26 protein-coding genes and 1 pseudogene are annotated in these 25,782 nt (G+C 72.2%); 3 read left to right on the top strand and 24 right to left on the bottom strand.

The genetic code is table 11. The features are described from left to right. Positions 1-5 precede the first annotated feature (5 nt). From pyrH to rpsB, 3 genes are all read right to left on the bottom strand, one after another. Positions 6-764 carry a UMP kinase gene (pyrH, locus tag NI25_RS11120; RefSeq protein WP_007444937.1) on the bottom strand — a complete coding sequence of 253 codons (759 nt, stop codon included), beginning with the start codon at positions 762-764 and terminating at the stop codon, positions 6-8. A 206-nt stretch (positions 765-970) separates the two neighbouring features. After that, positions 971-1,807: a translation elongation factor Ts gene (gene tsf / locus NI25_RS11125; RefSeq protein WP_061442314.1), complete on the bottom strand. Its 837-nt coding sequence runs from the start codon at positions 1,805-1,807 to the stop codon at positions 971-973. Between the two features lie 97 nt (positions 1,808-1,904). Next, positions 1,905-2,801 (bottom strand): 30S ribosomal protein S2, encoded by an 897-nt coding sequence (rpsB, locus tag NI25_RS11130; protein WP_031039588.1) that lies wholly within the window; start codon positions 2,799-2,801, stop codon positions 1,905-1,907. Between the two features lie 270 nt (positions 2,802-3,071). Here rpsB and NI25_RS11135 point away from each other — a divergent pair, with 270 nt between their 5' ends. Beyond that, positions 3,072-3,851, top strand: coding sequence for a murein hydrolase activator EnvC family protein (locus NI25_RS11135; RefSeq protein ID WP_420710712.1), 780 nt, complete (start codon positions 3,072-3,074; stop codon positions 3,849-3,851). Here NI25_RS11135 and NI25_RS11140 read toward each other — a convergent pair. The 17 genes and pseudogenes from NI25_RS11140 to NI25_RS11220 all read right to left on the bottom strand — a co-directional run bounded on the left by NI25_RS11140 (position 3,805) and on the right by NI25_RS11220 (position 17,312). Next, on the bottom strand, positions 3,805-4,362 hold the full coding sequence (locus NI25_RS11140) for a TetR/AcrR family transcriptional regulator (protein WP_061442315.1): 558 nt from the start codon (positions 4,360-4,362) through the stop codon (positions 3,805-3,807). The two genes, NI25_RS11135 and NI25_RS11140, sit on opposite strands and share 47 nt — an antisense overlap. 127 nt (positions 4,363-4,489) lie before the next feature. Beyond that, positions 4,490-5,332: an RNA polymerase sigma factor WhiG gene (gene whiG / locus NI25_RS11145; protein ID WP_061442316.1), complete on the bottom strand. Its 843-nt coding sequence runs from the start codon at positions 5,330-5,332 to the stop codon at positions 4,490-4,492. A gap of 280 nt (positions 5,333-5,612) precedes the next feature. Then, complete coding sequence (gene dprA / locus NI25_RS11150; RefSeq protein WP_061446869.1) at positions 5,613-6,755, bottom strand: DNA-processing protein DprA; 1,143 nt, start codon at positions 6,753-6,755, stop codon at positions 5,613-5,615. Positions 6,756-7,102: 347 nt separating this feature from the next. Next, positions 7,103-8,734, bottom strand: a complete 1,632-nt coding sequence (locus NI25_RS11155; protein WP_061442317.1) for a YifB family Mg chelatase-like AAA ATPase — start codon at positions 8,732-8,734, stop codon at positions 7,103-7,105. Beyond that, a complete protein-coding gene (locus tag NI25_RS11160; RefSeq protein WP_061442318.1) occupies positions 8,734-9,096 on the bottom strand; it encodes a YraN family protein in 363 nt (120 codons plus the stop codon). The genes NI25_RS11155 and NI25_RS11160 overlap by 1 nt, the downstream gene beginning before the upstream one ends. 88 nt (positions 9,097-9,184) lie before the next feature. Continuing rightward, on the bottom strand, positions 9,185-9,493 hold the full coding sequence (locus NI25_RS11165; protein WP_003965949.1) for a DUF2469 domain-containing protein: 309 nt from the start codon (positions 9,491-9,493) through the stop codon (positions 9,185-9,187). A 56-nt stretch (positions 9,494-9,549) separates the two neighbouring features. After that, positions 9,550-10,080, bottom strand: a complete 531-nt coding sequence (locus NI25_RS11170) for an NUDIX hydrolase (RefSeq protein ID WP_061442319.1) — start codon at positions 10,078-10,080, stop codon at positions 9,550-9,552. Further along, positions 10,070-10,846, bottom strand: a complete 777-nt coding sequence (gene lepB / locus NI25_RS11175; protein ID WP_061442320.1) for a signal peptidase I — start codon at positions 10,844-10,846, stop codon at positions 10,070-10,072. Before lepB (NI25_RS11175) ends, NI25_RS11170 begins: the two co-directional genes overlap by 11 nt. 104 nt (positions 10,847-10,950) lie before the next feature. Next, positions 10,951-11,973: a signal peptidase I gene (lepB, locus tag NI25_RS11180; RefSeq protein ID WP_061442321.1), complete on the bottom strand. Its 1,023-nt coding sequence runs from the start codon at positions 11,971-11,973 to the stop codon at positions 10,951-10,953. Beyond that, a pseudogene (gene lepB / locus NI25_RS37525) lies at positions 11,864-12,946 on the bottom strand (signal peptidase I); the annotation flags it as partial. The pseudogene lepB (NI25_RS37525) and the gene lepB (NI25_RS11180), both read right to left, overlap by 110 nt. Then, complete coding sequence (gene lepB / locus NI25_RS11190; protein ID WP_061442323.1) at positions 12,939-13,754, bottom strand: signal peptidase I; 816 nt, start codon at positions 13,752-13,754, stop codon at positions 12,939-12,941. The gene lepB (NI25_RS11190) and the pseudogene lepB (NI25_RS37525), both read right to left, overlap by 8 nt. A gap of 46 nt (positions 13,755-13,800) precedes the next feature. Next, positions 13,801-14,151 carry a 50S ribosomal protein L19 gene (gene rplS, locus NI25_RS11195; RefSeq protein WP_007444857.1) on the bottom strand — a complete coding sequence of 117 codons (351 nt, stop codon included), beginning with the start codon at positions 14,149-14,151 and terminating at the stop codon, positions 13,801-13,803. 136 nt (positions 14,152-14,287) lie between these two features. Then, a complete protein-coding gene (gene trmD, locus NI25_RS11200; RefSeq protein ID WP_061442324.1) occupies positions 14,288-15,121 on the bottom strand; it encodes a tRNA (guanosine(37)-N1)-methyltransferase TrmD in 834 nt (277 codons plus the stop codon). Continuing rightward, complete coding sequence (gene rimM / locus NI25_RS11205) at positions 15,121-15,687, bottom strand: ribosome maturation factor RimM (RefSeq protein WP_061442325.1); 567 nt, start codon at positions 15,685-15,687, stop codon at positions 15,121-15,123. Before rimM ends, trmD begins: the two co-directional genes overlap by 1 nt. Before the next feature lie 113 nt (positions 15,688-15,800). Next, the gene (locus NI25_RS11210) at positions 15,801-16,040 is read right to left on the bottom strand and encodes an RNA-binding protein (protein WP_003973401.1); all 240 of its coding nucleotides are present in this window, start codon (positions 16,038-16,040) and stop codon (positions 15,801-15,803) included. 2 nt (positions 16,041-16,042) lie between these two features. Next, on the bottom strand, positions 16,043-16,462 hold the full coding sequence (gene rpsP, locus NI25_RS11215) for a 30S ribosomal protein S16 (RefSeq protein WP_007444852.1): 420 nt from the start codon (positions 16,460-16,462) through the stop codon (positions 16,043-16,045). Positions 16,463-16,715: 253 nt separating this feature from the next. Then, positions 16,716-17,312 (bottom strand): hypothetical protein, encoded by a 597-nt coding sequence (locus NI25_RS11220; protein ID WP_061442326.1) that lies wholly within the window; start codon positions 17,310-17,312, stop codon positions 16,716-16,718. A gap of 671 nt (positions 17,313-17,983) precedes the next feature. Between NI25_RS11220 and NI25_RS11225 the strand changes: the two genes are divergently transcribed. Both NI25_RS11225 and NI25_RS11230 read left to right on the top strand, forming a co-directional pair. Beyond that, the gene (locus tag NI25_RS11225; RefSeq protein WP_061442327.1) at positions 17,984-18,889 is read left to right on the top strand and encodes a class I SAM-dependent methyltransferase; all 906 of its coding nucleotides are present in this window, start codon (positions 17,984-17,986) and stop codon (positions 18,887-18,889) included. A 182-nt stretch (positions 18,890-19,071) separates the two neighbouring features. Beyond that, positions 19,072-19,674, top strand: coding sequence for a hypothetical protein (locus tag NI25_RS11230; protein ID WP_061442328.1), 603 nt, complete (start codon positions 19,072-19,074; stop codon positions 19,672-19,674). A 61-nt stretch (positions 19,675-19,735) separates the two neighbouring features. Here NI25_RS11230 and ffh read toward each other — a convergent pair whose 3' ends face one another. The 4 genes from ffh to NI25_RS11250 all read right to left on the bottom strand — a co-directional run bounded on the left by ffh (position 19,736) and on the right by NI25_RS11250 (position 25,654). Further along, on the bottom strand, positions 19,736-21,286 hold the full coding sequence (gene ffh, locus NI25_RS11235) for a signal recognition particle protein (protein ID WP_061446870.1): 1,551 nt from the start codon (positions 21,284-21,286) through the stop codon (positions 19,736-19,738). Positions 21,287-21,423: 137 nt separating this feature from the next. Further along, entirely contained in the window at positions 21,424-23,946 is a 2,523-nt protein-coding gene (locus tag NI25_RS11240; RefSeq protein ID WP_061442329.1) for a [protein-PII] uridylyltransferase, read from the bottom strand. A 26-nt stretch (positions 23,947-23,972) separates the two neighbouring features. After that, entirely contained in the window at positions 23,973-24,311 is a 339-nt protein-coding gene (locus NI25_RS11245; RefSeq protein WP_030402312.1) for a P-II family nitrogen regulator, read from the bottom strand. Beyond that, the gene (locus tag NI25_RS11250; protein WP_061442330.1) at positions 24,308-25,654 is read right to left on the bottom strand and encodes an ammonium transporter; all 1,347 of its coding nucleotides are present in this window, start codon (positions 25,652-25,654) and stop codon (positions 24,308-24,310) included. Before NI25_RS11250 ends, NI25_RS11245 begins: the two co-directional genes overlap by 4 nt. Between the last annotated feature and the right edge of the window lie 128 nt (positions 25,655-25,782).

The following is a 25,782-nucleotide window of genomic DNA, read 5'->3' on the forward strand; positions in this document are numbered from 1 at the left end:
TCCGGTCAGTCCCGGCTGCCCTGGTCACCCACGAGCGTGCCGATCTTCTCACCCTTGACGGCGCGGGCGATATTGCCCTCCTTCAACAGCTCGAAGACCACGATGGGGAGGCTGTTGTCGCGGCAGAGGGTGACGGCCGTGGCGTCGGCGACCTTCAGGTCGCGGGTGATGACCTCGCCGTAGCCGAGCGCGTCGAACTTCACGGCGTCCGGGTTGGTCTTCGGGTCGGAGTCGTAGACCCCGTCCACTCCGTTCTTGCCCATGAGCAGGGCCTCGGCGTCGATCTCGAGGGCACGCTGGGCGGCGGTGGTGTCGGTGGAGAAGTACGGCATGCCCATACCGGCACCGAAGATGACCACGCGGCCCTTCTCCAGGTGGCGCACGGCGCGCAGCGGGATGTAGGGCTCGGCGACCTGGCCCATGGTGATGGCGGTCTGCACGCGGCAGTCGACGCCCTCCTTCTCCAGGAAGTCCTGGAGGGCCAGGCAGTTCATCACGGTGCCGAGCATGCCCATGTAGTCGGAGCGGGCGCGGTCCATGCCGCGCACCTGCAGCTCGGCGCCGCGGAAGAAGTTGCCGCCGCCGATGACGATCGCGATCTGCGCGCCGTCCCGGACGACGGCCGCGATCTCGCGGGCGATGGCGTGCACCACGTCGGGGTCGACGCCCAGGCCCCCACCGCCGGAGAAGGCCTCTCCGGACAGCTTCAGCATGAAGCGGCCGCGTACTTTGCCGTCGTCGCTCTTCTCGGCCTTGGTGGTCATGGAGATCTCGCCTCTTTTACGTGGGTCACACACACGAAGAAGGCCACTGCCGGCGGGGGCGGGTTTCGCATCCCATACGCGGCAATGGCCTCCTCGTCAGATCTGCTGTCGTCCGCCGCCACGCGCGCGTACGCAACGGCGTACGCGAACGGCGCCGACGACTGCTGTCGACCCTACCGGGGTCGTACGTCCGTCGCGGTACGGACTCAGATGCCGACCTTGATGCGCGAGAAGCGCTTCAGGCTGACACCGGCCTCTTCCAGCACCTTCTGGACGGACTTCTTGTTGTCCAGGGCGTAGGGCTGGCCGAGCAGGGTGGCGTCCTTGAAGAAGCCGTTGAGGCGACCCTCGACGATCTTCGGCAGGGCGGCCTCGGGCTTGCCCTCGGCGCGGGTGGTCTCCTCGGCGACGCGACGCTCGGTCTCGACGACCTCGGCCGGCACGTCCTCCTTGGAGAGGTACTTCGGCGCGAAGGCGGCGATGTGCTGGGCGACGCCCTTGGCGATCTCGGCGTTGGGCTTGTCCAGCTCGACGAGGACACCGATCTGCGGGGGCAGGTCGGGCATCGTGCGGTGCATGTACGCGCTCACGAAGCCGCCGGAGAACTGCGCGAAGCGGTCCAGGACGATCTTCTCGCCGAGGTTGGCGTTGGCCTCGTCCACGTACGCCTGGACGGTCTTGCCGGGCTCGATCTCGGAGGCGAGCAGGGCCTCGAGGTCGGCCGGGGCGGCCTTGGCGACGTGCTCGGCGATGGTCTTGGCGACGGACTGGAACTTCTCGCCCTTGGCGACGAAGTCCGTCTCGCACTTCAGCTCGACGAGGACACCCGAGGTGTTGTCGTCGGAGATGATCGAGACGACGGCGCCGTTCTCGGCAGAGCGGCCCTCGCGCTTGGCGACGCCCTTCTGACCCTTGATGCGGAGCGCCTCGACGGCCTTCTCGACGTTGCCCTCGGCCTCGTCCAGCGCCTTCTTGCAGTCCATCATGCCGGCGCCGGTGAGCTCGCGGAGCTTCTTGACGTCGGCGGCGGTGTAGTTCGCCATGATTCCGGAATCTCTCTCGAAGTCTGAAGATCTACGGGCGCCGGACGGCGGGGGCTTCGTGGGCCCCCGCCGTCCAGAACCCGAAGGTGGTGAGGGGTCAGGCCTGCTCGGCGTCCGCGGCCGGAGCCTCGGCGGCGGGCGCCTCGGCGGCCGGGGCGGCCTCGGCGGCCGGGGCCTCGGCGGGCTTCTCGGCGGCCTCGGCGTCGTCCTTCTTCTCGGCCTTCTCGCCCTCGAGCAGGTCGCGCTCCCACTCGGCGAGCGGCTCGCCCGCGGCCTTCTCGCCCTTGGCGCCGCCGGCGGCACCGGAACGGGCGATGAGGCCCTCGGCGACGGCGTCGGCGATCACGCGGGTGAGCAGGGTGACGGAGCGGATCGCGTCGTCGTTGCCCGGGATCTTGTAGTCGACCTCGTCGGGGTCGCAGTTGGTGTCGAGGATGGCGACGACCGGGATGTTGAGCTTCCGGGCCTCGCCGACCGCGATGTGCTCCTTCTTGGTGTCCACGATCCAGACGGCGCTGGGCACCTTGGACATCTCGCGGATACCGCCGAGGGTCTTCTCCAGCTTGGCCTTCTCGCGGGAGAGGACCAGCAGCTCCTTCTTGGTGAGGCCGGAGGCGGCCACGTCCTCGAAGTCGATCTGCTCGAGCTCCTTGAGGCGCTGCAGACGCTTGTAGACGGTCGAGAAGTTGGTGAGCATGCCGCCCAGCCAGCGCTGGTTGACGTAGGGCATGCCGACGCGGGTGGCCTGCTCGGCGATGGCCTCCTGCGCCTGCTTCTTCGTGCCGACGAACATGACCGTGCCGCCGTGGGCGACGGTCTCCTTGACGAACTCGTAGGCGCGGTCGATGTACGACAGCGACTGGAGCAGGTCGATGATGTAGATGCCGTTGCGCTCCGTGAAGATGAAGCGCTTCATCTTCGGGTTCCAACGGCGGGTCTGGTGACCGAAGTGGACGCCGCTCTCCAGCAGCTCCCGCATCGTGACGACGGCCATGGCCGTATCTCCTTGGTTTTCTCGGTTGTGCCGCGCGAGCCGGACGGCTCCCGCGCCTGACGCCCGGATGCGCCTGCCACTAGGGACCGAGGGGCGCTGACACGGACCTGTGCGGGCCTCGTGTCGGGGCGTGCGAAGTCGACCCGGTGACCCGGATCGCCACCAGAAGTGTACGGGACCCGCGGGGTACCGGGTGACGCGGCTGTCCACAAGCGGTGCGCGGTCCACAGGCCCGGGCGCCGATCGGCCCCGGTGCGGGACGGTGCTCGCATGCGAACGAGGCGATGGGTGCGTGGACGGGCCTGGCTGCCGGTGCTGCCGGCCGCGCCGGCCGTCATGTCGGTCATGACCGTCCTGGCCGTACTGGCCGTACTGGGTGTACTGGGCGTCCTGGGTGTTCTGACCGCGGGGCCGCCGGGTCGGACTCCGACGGCGGCGCCGGCGGTGGCGGTCGCGGCTGCCGTGTCGGGCCGTGGGGCGGCCGCGGTACCGAGAGGCGCGGCACCGGAGGGCGCACGGAGGGCGCCCGATCCGGGGGTACCGGCTGTGGCCCGCACCTGGCCGGTCGGGGTCCGGCCCGCGGTCCTGCGGGGCTGGGAGCCCCCGGCGAGCCCCTACGGACCGGGCCACCGCGGCGTGGACCTCGCCGCGGCGGACGGGACACCGGTGCGGGCGGTGGCCGCGGGGCGGGTGTCGTTCGCGGGGCCGGTCGCGGGCCGGGGCGTGGTGTCGGTGGAGCTGGCGGGGACGGGCGATCCGCCCCTGCGGACGACGTACGCGCCGGTCGCGGCGGTGGTGGAGGAGGGCGACGTGGTGGCGGCCGGGGAGGTGCTCGGCTCGGTGCGGCCGGCGGGCTCGCACTGCGCGGGCTGCCTGCACTGGGGCCTGCTGCGGGGCGATGTCTATCTGAACCCGCTGTCCCTGCTCCCGCCGTGGCTGCTGGACGCGGGTCCGTCGAGGCTGCTGCCGGTGCTGGGGGTGCCGTTGCCCGGCCGGGCGGGGGTCAGCCCCGTACGCCCCGCAGCGCCATGGAGACGGCCGCCTCCGTGATGGCCGCCGGCTCCTCGGCCGCGCCCAGCTCGATCCGGCGTACGGCCGCGTCCACGACGCCCTGGAGGAGCATCGCCGCCAGTCGCGGCTGGTCGTGCCCCAGTTCGCCGAGCGCCTCGACGATCATCGCGATCAGCCCGCCGTGCGCGGCCCGGATCTTCTCCCGCGCGCCGGCGTCCAGCTCACTCGCGGAGATGGCCACGACGGCCCGGTGCCGCCGGTCCCCGACCAGGTCGAGCTGGGTGCGCACATACGCCTCGACCTTGGCCTCGGGCGCCGTCTCACGCTCCATGGCCGCCTCGACCTCCGCGGCCCAGACGGGGAAGTCGACGGCGCACAGTTCCTCGACGACGGCCGCCCGCGACCGGAAGTACTCGTAGACGGACGACCGGGCCAGACCCGTACGTTCGGCGAGGGCGGGGAAGGTCAGCGCCTCCGTCCCGCCGTCGGACAGCAGGGAGCGTGCCGCGTCCAGCAGGGCGGCACGCTGCATCGACCGGTGCTCGGCCACAGAGGCCGCTCGAATCCTTGGCACGTCACCACTTTACGGACGCGGCACCGGGGACGGGAGTCACCTACCGGCCGGACGCCCGCCGACGGGCGGGCCGACCGGGGGGTTCTCGTGCCGGAAGTCCAGGTCAGCGGCCGAAGCCGGCAAGCTTGGCGCGCAGTTGCAACACCGACTTGGTGTGAATCTGGCTGACCCTGCTCTCGGTCACGCCCAGCACGTTCCCGATCTCGGCGAGGGTGAGGCCCTCGTAGTAGTACAGCGTGACGACGGTCTTCTCCCGCTCCGGCAGCGTGTTGATCGCGCGGGCCAGGAGCCGCCGCAGCTCCCGGTCCTCGGCGACCTCCACCGGATTGTCGGCGGCGGTGTCCTCCAGCGTGTCCATCAGGCTCAACCGGTCACCGCCCTCGCCGCCCGCGTGCAGGAGCTCCTCCAGGGCCACCACGTTCGCCAGCGACAACTGGCTGAAGACCGCGTGGAGGTCCTCCACCGCGATCCCCATCTCCACGGCGACCTCGCTCTCCGAGGGGGTGCGGCGCAGCCGTGCCTCCAGCGTCGCGTACGCGCGTTCCACGTTGCGCGCCTTCTGCCGCACCGACCGCGGGATCCAGTCCAGCGCGCGCAGTTCGTCGATCATCGCGCCCCTGATCCGGGTGATCGCGTACGTCTCGAACTTGATCTCGCGGTCGACGTCGAACTTCTCGATGGCGTCGATCAGACCGAACACTCCGGAGGAGACGAAGTCGGCCTGCTCGACGTTGGGCGGCAGTCCCACACTGACCCGGCCCGCCACGTACTTCACGAGGGGCGAGTAGTGCAGGATCAGCTGTTCCCGCAGCCGCTCGTCGCCGGTCGCCTTGTACGACCGCCACAGCTCGTCGAGCGTCGAGGGGGCGGACGGTCGCACGCTGCCACCGTCGCGGGCGGCTGGGGGGATCGCCGCCCGGTCGGACCCGGAGGTGTGCTGGGGCATTCGTCGCCTAGTGCCGTTCTGCCGTGATGTCGTGTGCTTGAGGCCGCCGGTCTGCTTTCTGGTGGTCACCTGCTGTCGGCCGTCTGCGTGGGGGCATCGTGAGCGTAGCGTGACTGGACTGTCGCGGTGTGCGAAGGAGCGGGTGGTGACCCTACGCAGATACGTTCCGCTGGACGCTCTACCGGGGGGACGGTGATCGCTCTGGGTGATCACTCGAATACCCCAACTGCCGGAATCCCCACGGGCGTCGGGCTTCCCCCGGACGGCCGAACACGGTGCGTCAGCACGGCCTGCGACCGCCGCGAATCGAGATCATCGCCTGGCGTGTCAACTTCCAGCCGTCGCCGTGTCGTTCGACGTAACCAAGCGCTCGAAGCTCGTACAGTCTCGCGGTCGCGTCGTCCTTGGTGGTCTGGGCGCTGCGTGCCACCTCGGCCGCCGTCGCCGTTCCCCGCCCGGGGAGTCCGGCCAGTGTGCGGCGGGTCCGGGGCTCCAGGAGATCGGTGGGCAGGACCGGCCCGCGTCGCTCCGGCGGCAGCTCACCCATGGCGCCGACCAGTTCGACCACCTCGGCGGCGTCGCCGACGAGCACCGCGTCGCCGCGCAGCAACTCGTGCACCCCGGCGGAGAGCGCGCTGGTCGCCGGTCCGGGCACACCCATCACGTGCCGGCCCAGCCGCCGGGCCGCGCGGGCGGTGACCAGCGAACCGCTGCGGTAGGCGGCCTCGACCACCACGGTGCCCCGGGTGAGCGCGGCGATGACCCGGTTGCGCAGGACGAATCTGCTCGGCGTCGGATGATCGCCCGGTGGCAGCTCTCCGACGACCAGACCCTGCTCGGCGATCCTGGTGATCAGCGCCGCGTGTCCGGGAGGGTAGGGACGGTCGACACCGCAGGCGAGGACCGCGGCGGTGGCGCCGCCGGCGCCGAGGGCGCCCCGGTGTGCGGCGCCGTCGATGCCGTAGGCGCCGCCGGACACCACGACCCAGCCGCGCTCTGCCAGACCGGCGGCGAGGGTGGCGGCCATGTGGGCGCCGTACTCGGTGCAGGCGCGGGCGCCGACGACGGCGACCGACCTGAGCGCCCACATGCGCAGACTGGGCCCGCCGCGCACCCAGAGCCCGAGCGGGCGGGCGTCACCGAGGTCGTCGAGCTGCCCCGGCCACTCGGCGGTCCCCGGGATCACGAACCGCACCCCCGCGGACCGGGCGGCGGCCAGGTCACGATGCGGGTCGGCCATGCCCGCCCGGGCGCACAGGCCGGCCCACCGCTTTTCGCTCACTCCCGGCAGGGCGCGTGTGCCCTCGCGCAGGTGCCGCACGACTTCCACGACACCGCGCTCCCGCACCCACCGCCCTCCGGCCTCGTCCCCGGGCTCCAGAACCCGGGCGAGGAAGACCCGCCCGAGCAGCTCGAGGTCCAGGTCCGCCTCGCCGGGCGCGCTGCCCCTCCCGGCCGCGCCGCCGTCTCCGGCCGCGCCGTCCTTCCCGGCCGCGAGGTCCGGCCCGGCCGAGCCGTCCCCTCCGGCCGCGCCGTCTTCTCCGGCCTTCCAGCCCGCTCCGGCCGGCCCGTGCTTCCTCGCCGCGCCGTGCCTGCCGGCCGCGAAGTCCGGCCCGGCCGGGGCGCCGGCGTCAGATGCGCCGCCGCCCGGAGGGTCGACGCGCCATGGCTCATCGCTCTCCTCAGAGCCGCCTCCGGGCGGAGCGCCGCCAGCGGCCACGGCGTCGCCGTCGAACAGGGCGCCGTCCTGCGGCGGCACGGTGTCCCCGCTCACGTCAGTGCTCCCAGGGCCATCGGGACGCCGCGCGGCACCCCGGTGCGCAGTTGCAGCGCCAGGGCCACGTCCCTCGGTTCGGGGCGGTCGTGACCGACGAGGTCCGCGACGGTCCAGGCGACGCGCAGGACGCGGTCGAGTCCGCGGGCGGTGAGGACACCGCGTTCCAGGCTGCGCTCCGCCTCGTCCAGCGCACCGGGCGCGGCGCGCCAGCGGCTGCGCAGCTCCCGGCCGGGCACCTCGCTGTTCGACCGCCACGGGGTGCCCGCGAGACGGGCGGCCGCCCGCTCCCGGGCCGCGCGCACCCGGTCGGCGACCGTCGCGGTGGTGTCGCCCCGGGGGCCGGTGCCCGCCAGCTGGCCGCGCGTGACCCGGTCCACCTCGACCCGCAGGTCGACGCGGTCGAGCAGCGGCCCCGAGAGCCTGGCCTGGTAGCGCCGGATCGCCGAGGGCGGGCACTCGCACAACTCGTCGGTCCGCGAGAACCGCCCGCAGGGGCAGGGATTGGCGGCGAGCACCATCAGGAACCGCGCCGGGAAACGCACCACGCCCGCGCTGCGCGCGATGACGACGTGCCCGGCCTCCAACGGCTGGCGCAGCGCGTCCAGCGCGTGACTGCTGAACTCCGGCGTCTCGTCCAGGAACAGGACGCCCCGGTGTGCCAGCGACACGGCTCCCGGCCGCGCCACTCCGGGGCCGCCCCCGACGAGGGCCTGCATCGTCGCGGAGTGGTGGGGAGCGCAGTAGGGAGCCACGTCGATCAGGGGCTTGCCCGGCGGCAGCAGCCCCGCCACCGAGTGCACGGCGGTGACCTCGAGGGACTCCGCCCGGCACAGCCGGGGCAGGATGGCGGGCAGCCGTTCGGCGAGCATGGTCTTGCCGGCACCGGGCGGGCCTTCCAGGAACAGGTGGTGGCGACCGGCCGCGGCGACCTCCACCGCCGTGCGCGCCGACTCCTGTCCGACGACGTCGGCGAGGTCGTGACCGTGGTCGTGCTGGGCCGCTCCCACACTGTGCATTCCGGTGGCCGCGCCGGTGCCGGGCATGCGCAGACCGGCCAGGAGCGGGTCGGGGCGGCCCTGCTGTGTCTGCTCCTGCTCCTCCTCCGGCACGGGTTCGTCGGCGAGGACGGCGATCAGCTGGCGCAGGCTGCGCACGCCGAGCACCGACACCCCCGGCACCAGGGACGCCTCGGCGGCGGCGCACTCGGGTACCACCACCTGCTCGTACCCGGCGTCCGCCGCGGCCAGCACCGCCGGCAGGATGCCGCGCACCGGTCGCACCCGGCCGTCCAGACCCAGCTCTCCGATCATCACGATGTCGGCGAGCACCCGCGGGTCGATCCGCTCCGCGGCGCCCAGGACACTCGCGGCGACGGCGAGGTCGAAGCCGCTGCCGCTCTTGGGCACCGAGGCCGGGCTGAGTCCCACCGTCAGCTTCTTCTGGGGCCACTCCGCGCCCGAGTTGACCACGGCCGCCCGCACCCGGTCCCGGCTCTCCGTCAGGCTCTTGTCCGGCAGCCCCACCAGCGTGAACGCCGCCACGCCCGGTTCCAGGTCGGCCTGGACCTCCACCACCACGCCCTCGACGCCTACGAGCGCCACCGAGCACGTACGCGCGAACCCCATCACGCCACCCCCCGGGCGTGCTCGACCACGGGGGCGCCGCGCTGCGGGAGGAGGACGCCGACCAGGTCGATGCGCACGCCGCCGGGCGGAGCCCCTCCATGGGTCTGGATCCAGCGTTCGGCGAGCCGCCGCAGCCGCTCCGCCTTGTCCGGGGTCACGGCGGCCATCGGGTGCTCGAAGGAGCCGCCCCTGCGCGTCTTGACCTCGCAGACGACCAGGACGTCTCCGTCCCGGGCCACGATGTCGATCTCGCCGGTCCTGCCGCAGCGCCAGTTGCGCTCCAGCACGGTCATTCCGGCCCCGGTCAGCCGGCGGGCGGCGAGCGTCTCGCCGTACTCGCCCATCGCACCTCGTGCGTTCATGTCGGCACCACCTCCGGCGCCAACCATCACGCAGAGCAGCGGATCCCGTCACTCACGGTGAACTACTCACCGGTTGTGGAAAACTCCGTCACCCGCCCGGAAGCTCCAGGTCGCTCTTGTTCAGCTCCTCGATGTTCACGTCTTTGAACGTCAACACCCGCACCTGCTTGACGAACCGGGCCGGCCGGTACATGTCCCACACCCAGGCATCAGCCATGGAGACCTCGAAGAACACCTCGCCCTGGACCGAGTGGACCTGCATCTCGTAGTCGTTGGTGAGGTAGAAACGCCGCTCGGTCTCGATCACGTATTTGAACAGACCGACGACATCGCGGTACTCCCGGTAGAGCTTGAGCTCCATCTCGGTCTCGTACTTCTCGAGGTCCTCGGCGCTCATGGCATGTTCCCCTTCAGCCGTGCGGTCCCCCCATTGTGCGCCAGTCCCGTGCGCCCCTAGACGATTTCGGTGTCCAGGGTCACCGGGCCGGCCGGGGGACCTTCGTCGAGCAGCGTGCGCAGCAGCTCGGCGAGTCTGGTCGGATACACCGTCTCACGTGCCCGGGTCAGTTCCTGACACGTCCACCAGCGCGCTCCGGCGACGCTGCGCCGCTCCAGTTCGGTGAGGCCGGGGCCCACCGCCTCGGTGGCGGTCCGGGCGGTGCGGGCCAGGTAGTACCACTCGTCCTGGTCCCAGCGGCGGCCCGCGAAGGGGAAGGAGCACCTGCGCCGCCACAGCACCGGGCCGAGTTCGACGTCGGTGATGCCGGTCTCCTCCCGGAGCTCGCGCCGGGCGGCCTCGGCACGGGTCTCGTCGCCCTCCACACCCCCGCCGGGCGTGAACCACCAGTCGTCGGCGGGGTCGTCCGGTTCGTGCCCGTGCAGGAGCAGGATGCGGTCGTCGGGGTCGAGCAGCACGACCCGGGCGACCCGGCGCAGTCCGCCCTCGTAGGTGTCCTGTGCCGCCGGGGTCTCCTCAGCGGCCACGGGCGGGCTCCGCTTCCCTTCGGGCGCGGGAGGCCCCGGCCCGCTTGGCCAGCGGACCGTAGGCCGCACCGCCCAGGATCAGCACGGCCCCGGCGATCACCAGCGCCACGACCGTCCGCAGCGGGCCCGGTGAGGACAGGTCCCCCAGCGCCTGGAATCCGGTCGGCCGCTCCAGCATGCCGTTCATCGGCCAGGCCACGGCGTCCACGCGGGCGTCCACGGCGCCGCGCGACACGGTGCCGCGGGCCGCGTCGGTGAGGTGGGCGGTGGAGTCCACGGAGTTGTCGCGCTCGTCACCGAGGAGGAACAGGCGGCCCTCCGGGACCTTCACCGTCTGGAAGTCGCTGATCTCGGCCGGCGTGCCGGCGGGCAGGTACGGCTCGTCGATCACCTTGCCGTTGACCTTCAGTTTGCCCTTCTGGCAGCAGGAGACGGTGTCCCCGCCGACGGCGACGACCCGCTTGACCATGGGCGCGTTGGCCCAGGTCGCGTCGTTGAACACGACGACGTCGCCGCGGCGGACGTCGGCGCCGTCGATGCGCTGCGCCAGGACCCGGTCACCGGCGTCGATGGTCGGCGTCATCGAGCTGGTCGGCACGGTGTAGGGCCGGTAGACCACCGCACCCCAGCCGAACCCGCCGAGGAACAGCACCAGACCCAGCGCCACGGCGATGCCGGACAGCCGCTGCCCGGTCCGGCCGCCCGCCGGACGCCTGTTCGCCGCGCCGCCGCGCGGGACCGTACGTGTCGTGCTCTCGCCACCCATGGAGCCGCACCTTACCCGGCGGTACGCCGACGGGGCAGCCCCCTCCCGGCGACCGGAAGACGGCCGGAAGGGGGCTGTTCGAACCTCAGCGGGCTGCGGTGGGCTCAGCGGGTCTCGACCGGGGCGGTGCGGCGACGGCGCCACCAGACGAACGGAGCCACGCCGGCGAGGGCCAGACCCTGGGGAGCGACCGAGAGCGCGGCGGCGGCCGAGGACCGGGTCTGGGCCTGGGACTGCAGGCCGTCCTGGCCGAAGGTGTCCGGGACCGGCAGGGTGCTCCAGCGGTCCATCGGCCAGGCGACCACGATGGCGCGGCCGACGACCTCGTCCACCGGGACCATGCCGCCGTTCTTGTCCGACTGGTTGTAGCGCGAGTCCCGGGAGTTCTGCCGGTGGTCGCCCATGACCCAGATTTTGCCCTCGGGCACCGTGACCTTGAACCGGCCGCCCTGGTCGTCGTCCGAGCACGGCGTGTTGCCGGGGTAGACGTACGGCTCGTTCAGCGCCTTGCCGTTGACCTTGAGCGGGCCGGTCTTGTTGCACTCGACCGTGTCGCCGGCGACGCCGATGACGCGCTTGATCAGGTCCTTCTCGTCCGCGGACGGCATCAGGCCGATCCAGCTGAGGACGGTCTGGAGCGCGTTCGGGTCGGGCGTCGGCTCGCCCGCCAGCCAGTCGGCCGGATCGTGGAAGACGACGACCTCACCGCGCTCTGGTTCGGAGCCGAACCAGGGGGTCAGCTTGTCGACCAGGACCCGGTCACCGATCTGCAGGGTGTTCTCCATCGAGGAGGACGGGATGGAGAACGCCTGCACCAGGAACGTCTTGATCAGCAGGGCGAGCACCAGCGCGATGCCGATCAGGATCGGCAGTTCCTTCCAGAAGGAGCGCTGCTTCTTGGCCGCGGGAGGTGTCGCGGGCGGTGTCCCGCCGACCCCCTCCTCCTCGGTCCCGCCGTTGCGCCCGTTCTGGCCGCTGTGTCCGTTCGTCACCCTGCCGTCCTCGGTTCCGGAGCCGTACCCGGAGTCCGGGGCGCCGACCGCCGCCGGGCCGGCCGCCTCCTCGGGGCGTCCGCGGTTCTCCTCGCCGTCGTGTCCGGACCGTGCGCCAACCGCCACATCCCCCACGCCAACTCCTCACTGTCTGCCGCCGCCTGCCCCGGATACGGCGCAGGCCCACCACTCCCATAACGAGCGGGAGTTCCGCAGGGGTCGGGAGTTCCACCATCGCGTTCGGATCGTAGGGGGCAACCCTATGCGACAGCTCGGGAGCGGCGGTCGAACCGGAGGCCGAGTCGGACACGGCCGCGTACGTTTTCGGTTCGTCCAGGGTGGTCCAGTGGCCGAACGGCCAGGCGATCACCATGGCCCGGCCCACCACCTCGTCCTGGGACACCGTGCCGAAGTCGGTCTCCTGGTGGACGCGGGAGTCGGCGGAGTTGGAGCGGTGGTCGCCCATCACCCACAGCCGCCCCTCGGGGACGGTGACGTCGAACGGCGTCCGGGACGGTACGTCTCCGGGGTACAGGTAGTCCTCGTTCAGGGGAACGCCGTTGACGGTGACGCGACCCTGTTTGTCGCAGCACTTGACGTGGTCCCCGCCCACGCCGACGACCCGCTTGATGAGGTCCTTCTCGTCGTCGGACGGCAGCAGCCCGATGAAGGCGAGGCCTTCCTTGACCTGCTTGACGACGACGGGGTCGTCCTTCTTGGTGGTCTGCTCGCCCTGGAGCCAGCCGCCGGGGTCCCGGAAGACGACGACGTCCCCGCGCTGCGGCTCGGAGCCGAACCAGGGGGTGAGTTTGTCCACCAGGACCCGGTCGCCGATCCGGATGGTCTGCTCCATGGAGCCCGACGGGATCACGAAGGCCTGGACGAGGAAGGTCTTGAGCACCAGCGCAATGAGGACCGCGACGCCGATGAGGAGCGGGATCTCCTTGACGGCACCGCGTCTGCGCCGCCGTTTGACCTTGCGCTGGAGCTTGCGGCGCTCGGCGCGCGAGCGGCCGCCGGCCGGCGCGGCGGTGCGTCTCGAACCGGTGGGCAGCAGGTTCTGCGTGGGGCTGCTGGGCGCTCCCCTCGGCTTGCCCCGGCTACCCATCGGCGTCCTTGGCGCGCGCCGCACCAGCACCGGCCCCGGCCCCGGCCTCGGCCCCGGCCCCGGCCCCGGCCCCGGCCCCGGCGTCAGAAGCGTCCCCGGTGACCGTCTGCGCGTCCGGCACGCGTGCGTAGGCGTCGGGGCGGTCGAGGTGGCCGGCGTGGCCGAAGGGCCAGGCGATCCAGTCGGCGCGGCCGATCACCGCGTCCAGCGGGACCATCCCGCCGCCCGGGGAGCCCAGGTGGTCGCGGGAGTCGCTGGAGTCGGCGCGGTGGTCGCCGAGCACGAAGAGGGTCCCGTCGGGGACGACGACGTCGAAGGGCACCGTGGACGGGCGGTCTCCCGGGTACAGGAAGGCAGACTCGTCGACCGACTGGCCGTTCACCCGGATCCTCCCCTCCTCGTCGCAGCACACCACGTGGTCCCCGCCCACACCGACAACGCGTTTGATGTAGTCGCCGTGCCCGAAGAGTCCGGTGCCGTCGAAGACGACGATGTCGCCCCGCTGCGGGCGGCCATCGAAACGGTACGCCAACTTGTTTACGAGAACGCGGTCGCCGATCCTCAATCCACGCTCCATCGATCCGCTCGGGATCTGGAACGGCTGCAGCACGAAGGTGCTGAGCAGCAACAGGAACAGCAGGAGGACCAGCAGGGTCACGGTGATCCGGCCGCCCGGCACCCAGTCGGTGATCCGTCCCCCGAACGCGGAACGCGACCGATCCTCCGGGCCTTCCGCATCCGAGGGCTGCTCGGAGTCGGAGGGGCGGGAGGAGCGGTCGCGCTCCGTGTGCTGTGCTTCGGTGTCCATCGGGGCCAGATGCTATCCGGCCCCGGCACGGACCTCGGAGGGGCGCTCAGCTCTCGCGCTTCTCCTTGATCTTCGCGGCCTTGCCGCGCAGCTCGCGCAGGTAGTACAGCTTGGCGCGGCGGACGTCACCCTTGGTGACGAGCTCGATCTTCTCGACGATCGGGGTGTGCACCGGGAAGGTGCGCTCGACGCCGACGGAGAAGGAGACCTTGCGGACCGTGAAGGTCTCGCGCACGCCGGCGCCCTGACGGCGGATGACGACGCCCTTGAACTGCTGCACACGGGAGCGGTTGCCCTCGATGACGCGCACGTGGACGTTGACGGTGTCGCCGGGGCGGAAGGCCGGGACGTCGCTGCGCAGCGACGCGGCGTCGACGGAGTCGAGCAGGTGAGACATTTCGTCTGCTTTCTTCGCTGATGCCACAGGTCATCAACGGAAACTAGGTGTTTCGGAATCAGGGTCGTGCGGGTCGGGACGGGCGTCGTCTCCCCCTGTGGCAGGGGCGCGCTCCGGACGGACGCACAACAGCCGCCTATTCTTCCATGCCCGGGGTCCTGCGCCAAAATCGGCCGTACGGTTCCCCGTCCGGATCCGGCTGCCAGCCCAGGATGGAGAGCATCTCGCGGTCCTTCTTGTCGAAGGCGGCGGGCTCGCACCGTTCGATCAGGTCGGGCCGGTTGGCCGTGGTGCGGCGCAGGGCCTCGTCGCGGCGCCAGCGGGCGATCTTCCCGTGGTGGCCGCTGAGCAGCACGTCCGGGATGCCGCGCCCGCGCCACAGGGGCGGCTTGGTGTGGACGGGGCCCTCCAGCAGGTTGGCCATGGCGCCGGGGGCGAAGGAGTCGTCCCGGTGGGACTCGGCGTTGCCGAGCACGCCGGGCAGCAGCCGGGCCACGGCCTCGGTGACGACCAGGACGGCCGCCTCGCCGCCGGCCAGGACGTAGTCGCCGATGGACACCTCGTACACGGGCACCCGGGTCGCGTACTCGTCGACGACGCGGCGGTCGATGCCCTCGTAGCGGGCGGGAGTGAAGATCAGCCAGGGCCGCTCGGAGAGGTGGACGGCGAGTTCCTGGGTGAAGGGCCGTCCGCTGGGCGTGGGCACGATCAGGGCGGGCTCGCCGGACCCCGTCTCGTAGCCGTCGGCCAGGACGGAGTCCAGGGCGTCGCCCCACGGCTCGGTCTTCATGACCATGCCCGGGCCGCCGCCGTAGGGAGTGTCGTCGACCGTGTTGTGGCGGTCGTAGGTCCACTCGCGCAGGTCGTGCACGTGGACGCCGAGCTGCCCACGCGCGCGTGCCTTGCCGACGAGGGAGACGTTCAGCGGTTCCAGGTACTCGGGGAAGATCGTGACGACGTCGAGCCGCATTACGCCTCGTCCCCGGCATCCTCGGCGTCGGCGTCCCGCGCGGAGGCGATCTCGGCCCGGTCGTCGATCAGGCCGGGCGGCGGGTCGATGACCGCGCGCTGTTCGTCGAGGTCGATGTCGGTGACGATCTCGGCCACGAACGGCACGTAGACCTCGCTGCCGTCGGGGCGCTCCACGACGAACAAATCCTGCGTGGGCAGGTGGGAGATCTCGGTGATGCGGCCGACCCCGGTGCCGTCGGCGGTCACCACGTCGAGGTCGATCAGCTGGTGGTCGTAGTACTCGTCCTCGTCCTCGGGCCGCTCGCCCGGGTCGACGTCGGCGATCAGGAGGGTGTTGCGCAGCGCCTCGGCGCCGGTGCGGTCGTGGACGCCGGCGAAACGCAGCAGGAGGCGGCCGCTGTGCACCCGGCCGGTCTCGATGGTGAGCGGTCCGGCGGAGGCGGGGTCGGTGGCCAGCACGGCACCGGGCCCGAGCCTCAGCTCCGGCTCGTCCGTGCGGACCTCGACGGTCACCTCGCCCTTGATCCCGTGGGCGCGGCCGATGCGCGCGACTACCAGCTGCACTGTGCTTGATCTCCTGTCGGAACTGCGGCGAGCCCGCACGAGGGGCTCATACGACTGCGGGCCGGGGACGGCCCAGTGGCCCTCCCCGGCCCGAGCCGGTGCTGCGATTGGCGTCAGCGGACGTGGTCCACGTCGACGAGATCGACACGGACACCGCGGCCGCCGATGGCGCCCACGACGGTGCGCAGAGCGCGTGCGGTGCGGCCGTTGCGGCCGATCACCTTGCCGAGGTCGTCGGGGTGGACCCGGACCTCGAGCACCCGTCCGCGGCGCAGGTTGCGCGAGGCGACCTGCACATCGTCGGGGTTGTCGACGATGCCCTTCACGAGGTGCTCGAGAGCCTCCTCGAGCATGCTCAGGCCTCGGACGCGGAGGACTCGGCGGCGGCCTCGTCCTTCTTGTCGGCCTTCTTCTTCTGGGTGATCGCCTCACCCTTGCCCTCGTCCTCGCCACCGATCGCCTCGAAGGACGGGCGGGCCGCCTTCTCGGCCGGCTGGAGCAGCGGAGCCGGGGCGGGCTCGCCCTTGAACTTCTGCCAGTCGCCGGTCTTCTTCAGGATGGCGAGCACGGGCTCGGTCGGCTGGGCGCCGACACCGAGCCAGTACGCGACACGCTCGGCGTCGACCTCCATCACCGACGGGTTGTACGTCGGGTGGTACTTGCCGATCTCCTCGATGGCCCGGCCGTCACGGCGGGTACGGGAGTCGGCGACGACGATGCGGTAGTGAGGCGAACGGATCTTGCCCAGACGCTTCAGCTTGATCTTGACTGCCACGGGAGTGGGTTCTCCTGGTTTTGACGTGGGTGGGCACGGCGAGAGAGCCGCGTGGGGTTGCGGTACCCGAGTGCCCGATGGACGCGTCAGCCGGAGGAGAGAGGGGTCCTGTGCGACTGTCGAGTACAGCTAGCCATTGTGCCACACGCGGGCAGGCCCACCGGACCGAGGGCACCGGATCCGCCACGCGGGCAAACCACGCTGCTCCGGACGACGACGGGCACCGGCCCGGCTGCCACGAGCAGCCGGGCCGTCAGCTCACTCCCGCACCGACCACCTCCGGAATGCGGAACGGCTTGCCGCAGCCGCCGCACATGATCGGGGCCTGGGCCAGCACCGACGGGACGACGCGGACGTTGCGCCCGCAGTCGCAGACCGCCTTCACGCGCACCCCTCCCCCGGAGGAGCCGTGGCGGGCGGCCGGACCGCGGAAGCTGCGGGCCGTGTCGGTCGCGGTGGCGGCGGTGTGGGCCTTCAGCGCGCGCTGGAGGCGTTCGATCGTCGGGCGGTAGCGGCGCTTCGCCTCGGGGGTGAGCGTGACCAGCGAGAAACCGCTGCTGGGATGCGGCTCCTCGGGGTGGTCCAGGCCCATCTCCTCGGCGATCGCGAGGAATCGACGGTTGTGATAGCGCCCCGCGCGGGAGGTGTCGCGTACTCCGCGCGCGGCGGCGATGCCGTGGACTGCCTCGTGAAGCAGTCGCTCGAAGGAGAGCTCGTGCCCGCAGGCGGACGACGACTCTCCGATCAGGGACTCGGGCGCGGCAAGATCGGGCAGCTCGGTGTGGTGCCGCTGAATGTCGGCCCACGCCTGCGCCAGCTCTGCGGCGAGAACAGGTGGTGTCGTGCTCACGTAATGACAACGAGCCGGGGTGCCGCTGTGTTCCTATTCCGGGGCATCCCAAATAATTTGCACGTACCAGTCAGTTGCCGCTGATGCGTCGCGACGAGGGCGGGTGCGCTGATCTGCGGAGAAGTCTCACAGCTCGTACCAAGCTGGTGCGTAGTCCGACGTACGCGCCGGCGCGTAGCCGCCGTCCACGCGCCGGAGTGTGTGCGACCCACGCGGGCGCAAGGGGCGTTTCGGCCGCTGTCACGCCGGAGGAGCGCCGTCCGAGGGGGCGAGTCGCCGGAAGCGACGTTACCGGGTGCCCCGCCGGCGTGCGGCACCGCCCCGCCTCCCGGTGCGTCCGGGCACCGCGCGGTGGCCGCCGGACCGGCCGGCCCTGGCCGGAACCGCTCCCTCGGCCCCGTGGCCACCCACGGTCATCACCCGGCGACTCGATCCGGCCATCCGGCCAAGGGCACCCGACGGGGCCACCCCGGGTACGACGCGGCCAGGCCCACGTTGCCGGGAAGTGAAATCTCGCCAGGGTGCCGGGGATCGGGCAAACCGGGCCCCGCTACCACTGGACGCCACGGCGAGCCCGGAGTTACCTGGCATACGGGGGGAGTGCGAGCGCACTGCACGGGGGCCATGGAATCGGGCACGGCGGCAACACTCGGCGATTGGGGCGCTTTCCTATGACACCTACGCTCGTGCGGCAGCACTCATCACACGCGGGGGCGACACCTCACGTGGACCTGCGTGCACGCGCGCGTGACTGGTCCGAGATACAGGAGCGGATGCTCGTACCGCTCTACGAGGCCGTCTACGAGCGACTGGACGTGGGCGGCGACACGCGCATGCTCGGCCTCGGCTGCGGTTCCGGTCTCGCGCTGCTGATGGCCGCCGCGCGCGGCGCGGCGGTGACCGGGGTCGACTCCCGCTCCCCGGAACTCCTGGCCCTGGCCCGTCGGCGCCTGACGACCGGGACGCCCGAGGAACCGGGGACGTACGAGGGGCCGCGGTCCCCCGGAACGGACGGCACAGGCGCGCGTGCCGGCGCACCGCGCATCGTCGAGGGCTCGCCCGAGGACGCGGCGGACCCGACGGCACCGGCGTTCACCCTGGTCACCGCCTTCGAGCCCACCGGGTGCCTCGCGGGCGACGCGGAGGGGCTCGGCACACTGCTCGCCCGGGCGACGCCGCTCGCCGCGCGGGGGGCGGCCGTGGTGCTGGCCGGCTGGGGGCCGCCCGAGCGGTGCGCCACGACGTCGGTGCTGCGGGTGGCCGCCAAGCTCGCCGACCCGATGCGCGGTACCGGCGGTTGGCGCCCCGCCCTGCGTGACGACCTGGAGGAGGTCGCCCAGCGGGCCGGGCTCCGGCCGGACGGCTCGGGACGGGTCGCCTGCCCGTTCGGCTACGCCGACACCGCCAGCGCGGTGCGGGGACTGCTGTCGACCGGGCTGTTCGACGCGGCGGCCGAGGCGACCGACCCGGAACAGGTCGACAAGGAGCTGAGGGAGGCCCTCCACCCCCACCAGCGGCCGGACGGGACCGTGTGGATGCCGAACGTGTTCCGCTACCTGATCGCCCGGGTGCCTTGACAGCCGCTTCCGATCGCATGTCCGCGGTACGCGATCGGCGCGTGACGCACTTCTTCCGGTGCGGGTGTGAATGGTGTGAAGAAGTCGGACCGGAGCTTCGGCGGTTTCCCCCGGTGGATCTTGGGCCTCTACGCTGATCCACCGTTCGGGGGAACAGACACATCTGCATACAGGAGCCTGTAGTGCCGCACCGCAAGACCGCACTGCGCCTCGCCGCGCCGGTCACCGTCCTCGCCCTGGCCCTCACCGCCTGCGGGGGCGGCGACGACACCGACGCCGACGCGAAGAGCCCGGCGACCACCGAGGCCTCGCCGTCGCCCTCCCAGCCCGCCTCGGGCGGCGACATGGCGACGGGCGAGAGCGCGACGGGGAAGGTCGCGGAGGACCCCGGCGAGGTCACGTACGAGGTCCTGGCCCAGAAGGTCGACGTCGGCACCGAGGAGGAGGCCGCGAAGGCGGTGGCGGACGCCGCGGACGCCAAGGGCAAGGTGCTGGCCACCGCGCACATCAAGTACACGCACAAGAGCGGCCCCGCGCTGACCGAGGGCTCCGACGTGCACGACGGCGCCACGGTCTTCGCCGACGGGCAGCGCGGGGGCGTCCTCATCGGCGCCTCCGAGGACGCGCCGGGCTGTGAGGACCCGTACGACGTCGAGAGCTGGAAACAGGGCGAGAGCCACGTCTTCTGCGAGACCTACGTGATCCCCGCGGGCGCCACCAGCGTCGAGGTCCACTGGTCCGAGGAGGACGGCGAGCCGTACGTCTGGAAGTTCCCGCAGAAGTGAGCTGACGGGGGCAGCCTCCTCGGCCGAGGAGGCTGCCCCCGTTCTCACACAGGAACGGGCGTCAGCCCATGAACTTCTTGAACTCGTCGGGCAGCTCGAAGTCCTGACCGCCCTGCTGCGGCAGTCCGAGGGCGCCCCCGCCCTGCGCGGCGGCGGCCCGGCGGGCGGCCTCCTCCTGCTCCTGCTGCTTGCGCTTCATCGGGTTTCCGGAGCGCTGCTTGCCCTTGGCCTTCTTCTGCTGCTTCTTCTGCCGGCCGGGCCCGCCGCCCATGCCGGGCATTCCCGGCATCCCGGGCATACCGCCGCCCTGGGCCATGCGGGACATCATCTTGCGTGCCTCGAAGAAGCGCTCGACCAGGTTCTTCACCGCGCTGACCTCGACGCCGGAACCCTTGGCGATACGGGCGCGGCGCGAGCCGTTGATGATCGTCGGCTCCTGGCGCTCGGCCGGGGTCATCGACTTGATGATGGCGGCCGTGCGGTCGACGTCGCGCTCGTCGAGGTTGTTGATCTGGTCCTTCATCTGGCCCATGCCGGGCAGCATCCCCAAGAGCTTGGAGATCGAGCCCATCTTCCTGACCTGCTCCATCTGGGCCAGGAAGTCGTCCAGGGTGAAGTCCTGGCCCTTCTTGGACGCCAGCTTGGAGGCCATTTTCTCGGCCTCTTCCTGGCTGAACGTCTTCTCCGCCTGCTCGATCAGGGTGAGCAGGTCACCCATGTCGAGGATGCGGGAGGCCATCCGGTCCGGGTGGAAGGCGTCGAAGTCCTCGAGCTTCTCGCCGTTCGAGGCGAACATGATCGGCTTGCCGGTCACCGAGGCGATCGACAGGGCCGCACCACCGCGGGCGTCGCCGTCGAGCTTGGAGAGCACGACGCCGTCGAAGCCGACACCGTCGCGGAAGGCCTCGGCGGTGTTGACCGCGTCCTGACCGATCATCGCGTCGACGACGAAGAGGATCTCGTCCGGCGACACCGCGTCACGGATGTCCGCGGCCTGCTGCATCAGCTCCTGGTCGATGCCCAGGCGGCCGGCGGTGTCGACGATGACCAGGTCGTGGACCTTGGTCTTGGCGAACTCGATGGAGTCCTTGGCGACCTTGACCGGGTCGCCCACGCCGTTGCCCGGCTCGGGGGCGTAGACCGCGACGCCGGCGCGCTCGGCGACGACGCTGAGCTGGTTGACGGCGTTGGGGCGCTGGAGGTCACAGGCGACCAGGAGCGGAGAGTGGCCCTGCTCCTTGAGCCAGCGGCCCAGCTTGCCCGCGAGCGTGGTCTTGCCGGCACCCTGCAGACCCGCCAGCATGATCACGGTCGGCGGCTGCTTGGCGAAGCGCAGACGGCGGGTCTCGCCGCCGAGGATGCCGACCAGTTCCTCGTTGACGATCTTGAGGACCTGCTGGGCGGGGTTGAGCGCCTTGGAGACCTCGGCGCCCAGGGAGCGCTCCTTGACCTTCTTGATGAAGGCGCGCACGACGGGCAGCGCCACGTCGGCCTCGAGGAGCGCGATGCGGATCTCGCGGGCCGTGGCGTCGATGTCCGCCTCGGTCAGCCTGCCTTTGCCCCGGAGGGATTTGAAGGTGGCTGACAGGCGGTCGGAGAGAGTATCGAACACGGCGGCGTAGGTCCTCGCGTCGGCGTTGGTGTGGGTCGCCCTCCAGGGTATCCGGCCGGGCAAGCAAATCGTCCCTGCCCGCCGCAGGAAGCGGACGGGGACCGACGCCCCGCGGGCACGGGGACGCCGGTTCGCGGTCACCCCCGCAGCGACTCCTCCACCTCCCGCGCGACGGACGCCGCCTCTTCCCCCGGCAACGGCACCCCCTCGCCCCGCGTCACATAGAACGCGTCCACCGCGTTCGCCCCCAGCGTGGACACATGCGCGCTCCGCACCCGCACCCCGGCCGCCTCCAGCGCGCGCCCCAGCCGGAACAGCAGCCCCGGCGCGTCCTGGGCGCGGACCTCGATCACCGTGGCCAGCCGGGAGGCGGCCGGGGCGACGGTCACGCGGGGCGGGGGCGGCTCCACGCCCCGGCGCCGGGGGTGGGCGGCGTCCCGTTCGGCGAGGCGTCCGGCGATGTCCAGCGTGCCGTCCAGGGCCCTGACCAGGTCGGCACGGAGCCGGGCGGCCTGGGGCAGGGAGCCGTACTGGGCGGCGACCCGCCAGTCGAGGAGCAGGACGGAGCCGTCGACGCCGTCCGGCAGCGTCACGGACCGCAGCTCGGCCGTGCGGACGGTCAGGCGGTGCAGGGCCAGGACGCCGGCCACCGCGGGGAGGACCCCCGCCTGGTCGGGTACGGCGATCAGCAGCTCCACGCCGAGCGGCTCGGGGACGGTGCCGGCCGGGTCGTCGGCCCCGGGGTCGTCCGAGCCGCGCCCGGACGACGCACCGGACGGACCGGACGGTCGGGCCGGATCGGCCGGCGGTTCGGTCTGCGCCCGCAGTGCCAGGACCGGACCACCCGTGCGGAAGGCTTCGACCGCGAGCCGCTCGTGCTCGGCGGTGGGCGCGGCGGCCTCGGCCTCGGCCGCCGGCTCCCCGGCCAGCACCCCGGCGACCCGTTTCACCAGGTCGGCGACGAGGGAGCCCCGCCAGGACGACCAGGCGGCCGGCCCGGTGGCCAGCGCGTCCGCCTCGGTCAGGGCGTGCAGCAGCTCGAGCGTGCGCTCGGTGCCGACCGCGTCGGCGACGGCGCGCACGGTGGCCGGGTCGTCGAGGTCGCGCCGGGTGGCGGTGTCCACGAGCAGGAGGTGGTGGCGTACGAGGGTGGCGAGGACGGCCGCGTCCGCGCGGTCGAAGCCGATGCGGGCGGCGACGTCCCGGGCGATGGTCTCGCCGGCCACGGAGTGGTCGCCGGGCCAGCCCTTGCCGATGTCGTGCAACAGCGCGGCGACCAGGAGCAGGTCGGGGCGGTGCACCCGGCGGGTGAACCCGGCGGCGCGGACGGCCGTCTCGATCAGGTGCCGGTCGACGGTCCACAGGTGCACGGCGTTGCGCTGCGGGCGGCAGCGGACCCGCTCCCAGTCGGGCAGCAGCCGCGTGACCAGGCCCTCGGCCTCCAGCGCCTCCCAGACCTGCACCGTGGGCCGGCCCGAACCGAGCAGGGTCACCAGTTGCTCACGCGCCTCGGCGGGCCAGGGCGTGGGCAGGGGGCGCGCGGTGGCCGCCAGGCGCCGTACGGCGTGCAGGGAGAGCGGGAGGCCGGCCTGCGCGGCGGCGGCCGCGGCGCGCAGCGGGAGTACGGAATCGCGTTCGGGGCGCGCGGCGCGGGCGAGCACCACCTCGCCGTCCTGCTCCACGACGCCCTCGGCGAGCGGGGAGCGTTCGGCGGCCGGTTTCCCGCCGTTCCTGCCGCTCATCATGGCGCGCAGCCGCGGGCGTACGGACCGCGCGCGCAGCACGCGCCCCACTTCGCGCCAGGTGACGTCGCCCGCGTAGGAGATGACGCGGGCCGCCTCGTAGACCTGCCGGAGCAGGGCGTCGGCGTCCAGCAGGCCGAGCCCGGCCGCCACCTCGTCCTGTTCCTGCAGCGCCAGCCGGTCGGTGGCCCGGCCCGTCGCCAGGTGGAGGGCGTCGCGTACGTCGAGCAGCTGGCGCCGGGCGTCGGCGAGGCCCTCGCGCGGGGCGTCGGCGAGCCAGGACGCGGCGACGGCGCGCAGGGCGGTGGCGTCGCGCAGGCCGCCCCTGGCCTCCTTGAGGTCGGGTTCCAGGAGGAACCGCAGCTCGCCCTGGCGTTCGGCGCGCTCGGCGCACAGGTCCCGGAGCTCGGGGAGGCGTCGGGGGGCCTGGTTGCGCCAGTCGGCGAGGACGGCGGTGCGCAGGGAGGAGGTCAGGCCGAGGTCTCCGGCGAGGTGGCGTGCGTCCAGGAGCCCGAGGTGCACCTTCAGGTCCTCGCCGGCCGTCTTGCGGGCCTGCTGCGGGGTGCGCACGGAGTGGTCGAGGTCGAGGCCCAGGTCCCAGACCGGGTACCAGAGGCGGTCGGCGAGTGCGGCGACGGCCTTGTCGTCGCGGCCGTCGTGCAGCAGGAGCAGGTCCAGGTCGCTGCGCGGGGACAGCTCTCCGCGCCCGTAGCCGCCGACCGCGACGAGCGAGACGCCCGTGTGTCCCCCGGTGGCCGCGCCGAAGAGGCCCGCCAGCCAGTCGTCCGTCAGTTCGGCCAGCGCCCTGCGGCGCGGCGGCCCGGACCGCTCCCCCTCGGTGAGGAGGCGCAGCCGGGCCGCCGCGTAGCCGCCGGGTTCCGGGCCTTCTGTTTCTTCGGTCACGTCCGTGCGCGTCACCCGGCGACTCCTGTTCTTCGGTGGTGTCAGAGCGCGTCGGGTCCGCGCTCGCCGGTCCTGACCCGTACGGCCGTGTCGACCGGGACCGCCCAGACCTTGCCGTCGCCGATCTTGCCGGTGCGGGCCGCCTTGACCACGACGTCGATCAGCTGCTCGGCGTCGTCGTCCTCGGCCAGGACCTCGATGCGGATCTTGGGCACGAGGTCGACGGTGTACTCGGCACCCCGGTAGACCTCGGTGTGCCCGCGCTGGCGGCCGTAGCCGCTGGCCTCGGTGACGGTCAGGCCGTGGACCCCGAAGGCCTGGAGGGCCTCCTTGATCTCGTCGAGCCGGTGCGGCTTGACGACGGCGGTGATGAGCTTCATGCGTCCACCTTCTTGCTCGGGGCCGACCCGGCCACGGAGGCGGCCGGCGTGGCGGTCGTCCGGGCGGCGCCGCCGCCGGCGCCGCTGAAGTCGTATGCGGTCTCGGCGTGCTCGGCCTGGTCGATGCCCGACACCTCGACGTCCTCCGGCACCCGCATGCCGATCGTCTTGTCCAGCAGGAAGGCGAGGACCGCGGAGACCACCAGAGAGTAGGCGAGGACGCCGAACACGCCCGCGCACTGCTTCCAGAACTGGTCGAGGCCGCCGCCGTAGAAGAGGCCCTGGACGTCGGACTGGCCCTTGCCGCTGGCGAAGAAGCCGACGAGCAGCGAGCCGAGGATGCCGCCGACCATGTGGACGCCGACCACGTCGAGGGAGTCGTCGTAGCCGAACCTGTACTTCAGTCCGACGGCCATGGCGCAGACCACGCCGGCGATCAGCCCGACGGCGATCGCGCCCAGCGGGGAGACGGCGCCGCCCGCCGGGGTGATGGCGACCAGGCCGGAGACGGCGCCGGAGGCCGCGCCCAGGGTGGTGAAGGCGCCGTGCCGGATCTTCTCGTAGGCGAGCCAGCCGAGGACGGCGGCGCCGGTGGCGACCTGGGTGTTGACGAACATCAGCGCGCCGACGCCGTCGTCGTTGCCGAGCCACGAGCCGGCGTTGAAGCCGAACCAGCCGAACCAGAGCAGACCGGCGCCGAGCATCACCAGCGGCAGGCTGTGCGGGCGCATCGGGTCCTTCTTGAAGCCGATCCGCTTGCCGATGACGAGGATCACGCCGAGTGCGGCGGCACCGGCGTTGATGTGCACGGCCGTGCCGCCCGCGAAGTCGATCACGCCCAGTTCGAAGGCCCAGCCGCCGGCGCCCCAGACCCAGTGGGCGACGGGGAAGTAGACGACCGTGACCCACAGGGCGATGAACAGCGCCCAGGCCGTGAACTTCACACGGTCCGCGAGGGCGCCGCTGATCAGGGCCGGGGTGAGGACGGCGAACATCAGCTGGAAGACCAGGAACACGAAGACGGGGATGGTGTAGCCGTCCCACAGCTCGGTCAGGCCGATGTCGCTCAGGCCCACCCAGTCGGAGTTCCAGCCGACGAGGCTGCCGGAGTCGGTGCCGAACGCCATGGAGAAGCCGTAGAGCACCCACAGGACGGTGACGATGCCGAGGCTGATGAAGCTCATCATCAGCATGTTCAGGGTGCTTTTGACCCGGACCATGCCTCCGTAGAAGAAGGCCAGGGCCGGCGTCATGAGCATCACCAGGGCGGAGCAGATGAGCATGAAGCCCGTGTTGGCGGCGGAGAGCTCGGTCTCTGCCGCGAGCGTGATGGCTGGAGCCATCGGCGTCTCCTCGTCGTTGGTACGGCCCCGTGCGGGCGAAGCCTGGGCGGGCAGTGAGGGGTGGGCCGGTTATGCGCCATGAGATTGGCGCAGCGCGGTTTCGGTGGGGGCCCCTCGCTGTTTCGCCG

The organism is Streptomyces sp. CCM_MD2014 (assembly GCF_000772045.1).
GTDB classification, from domain to species: Bacteria; Actinomycetota; Actinomycetes; order Streptomycetales; family Streptomycetaceae; genus Streptomyces; species Streptomyces salinarius.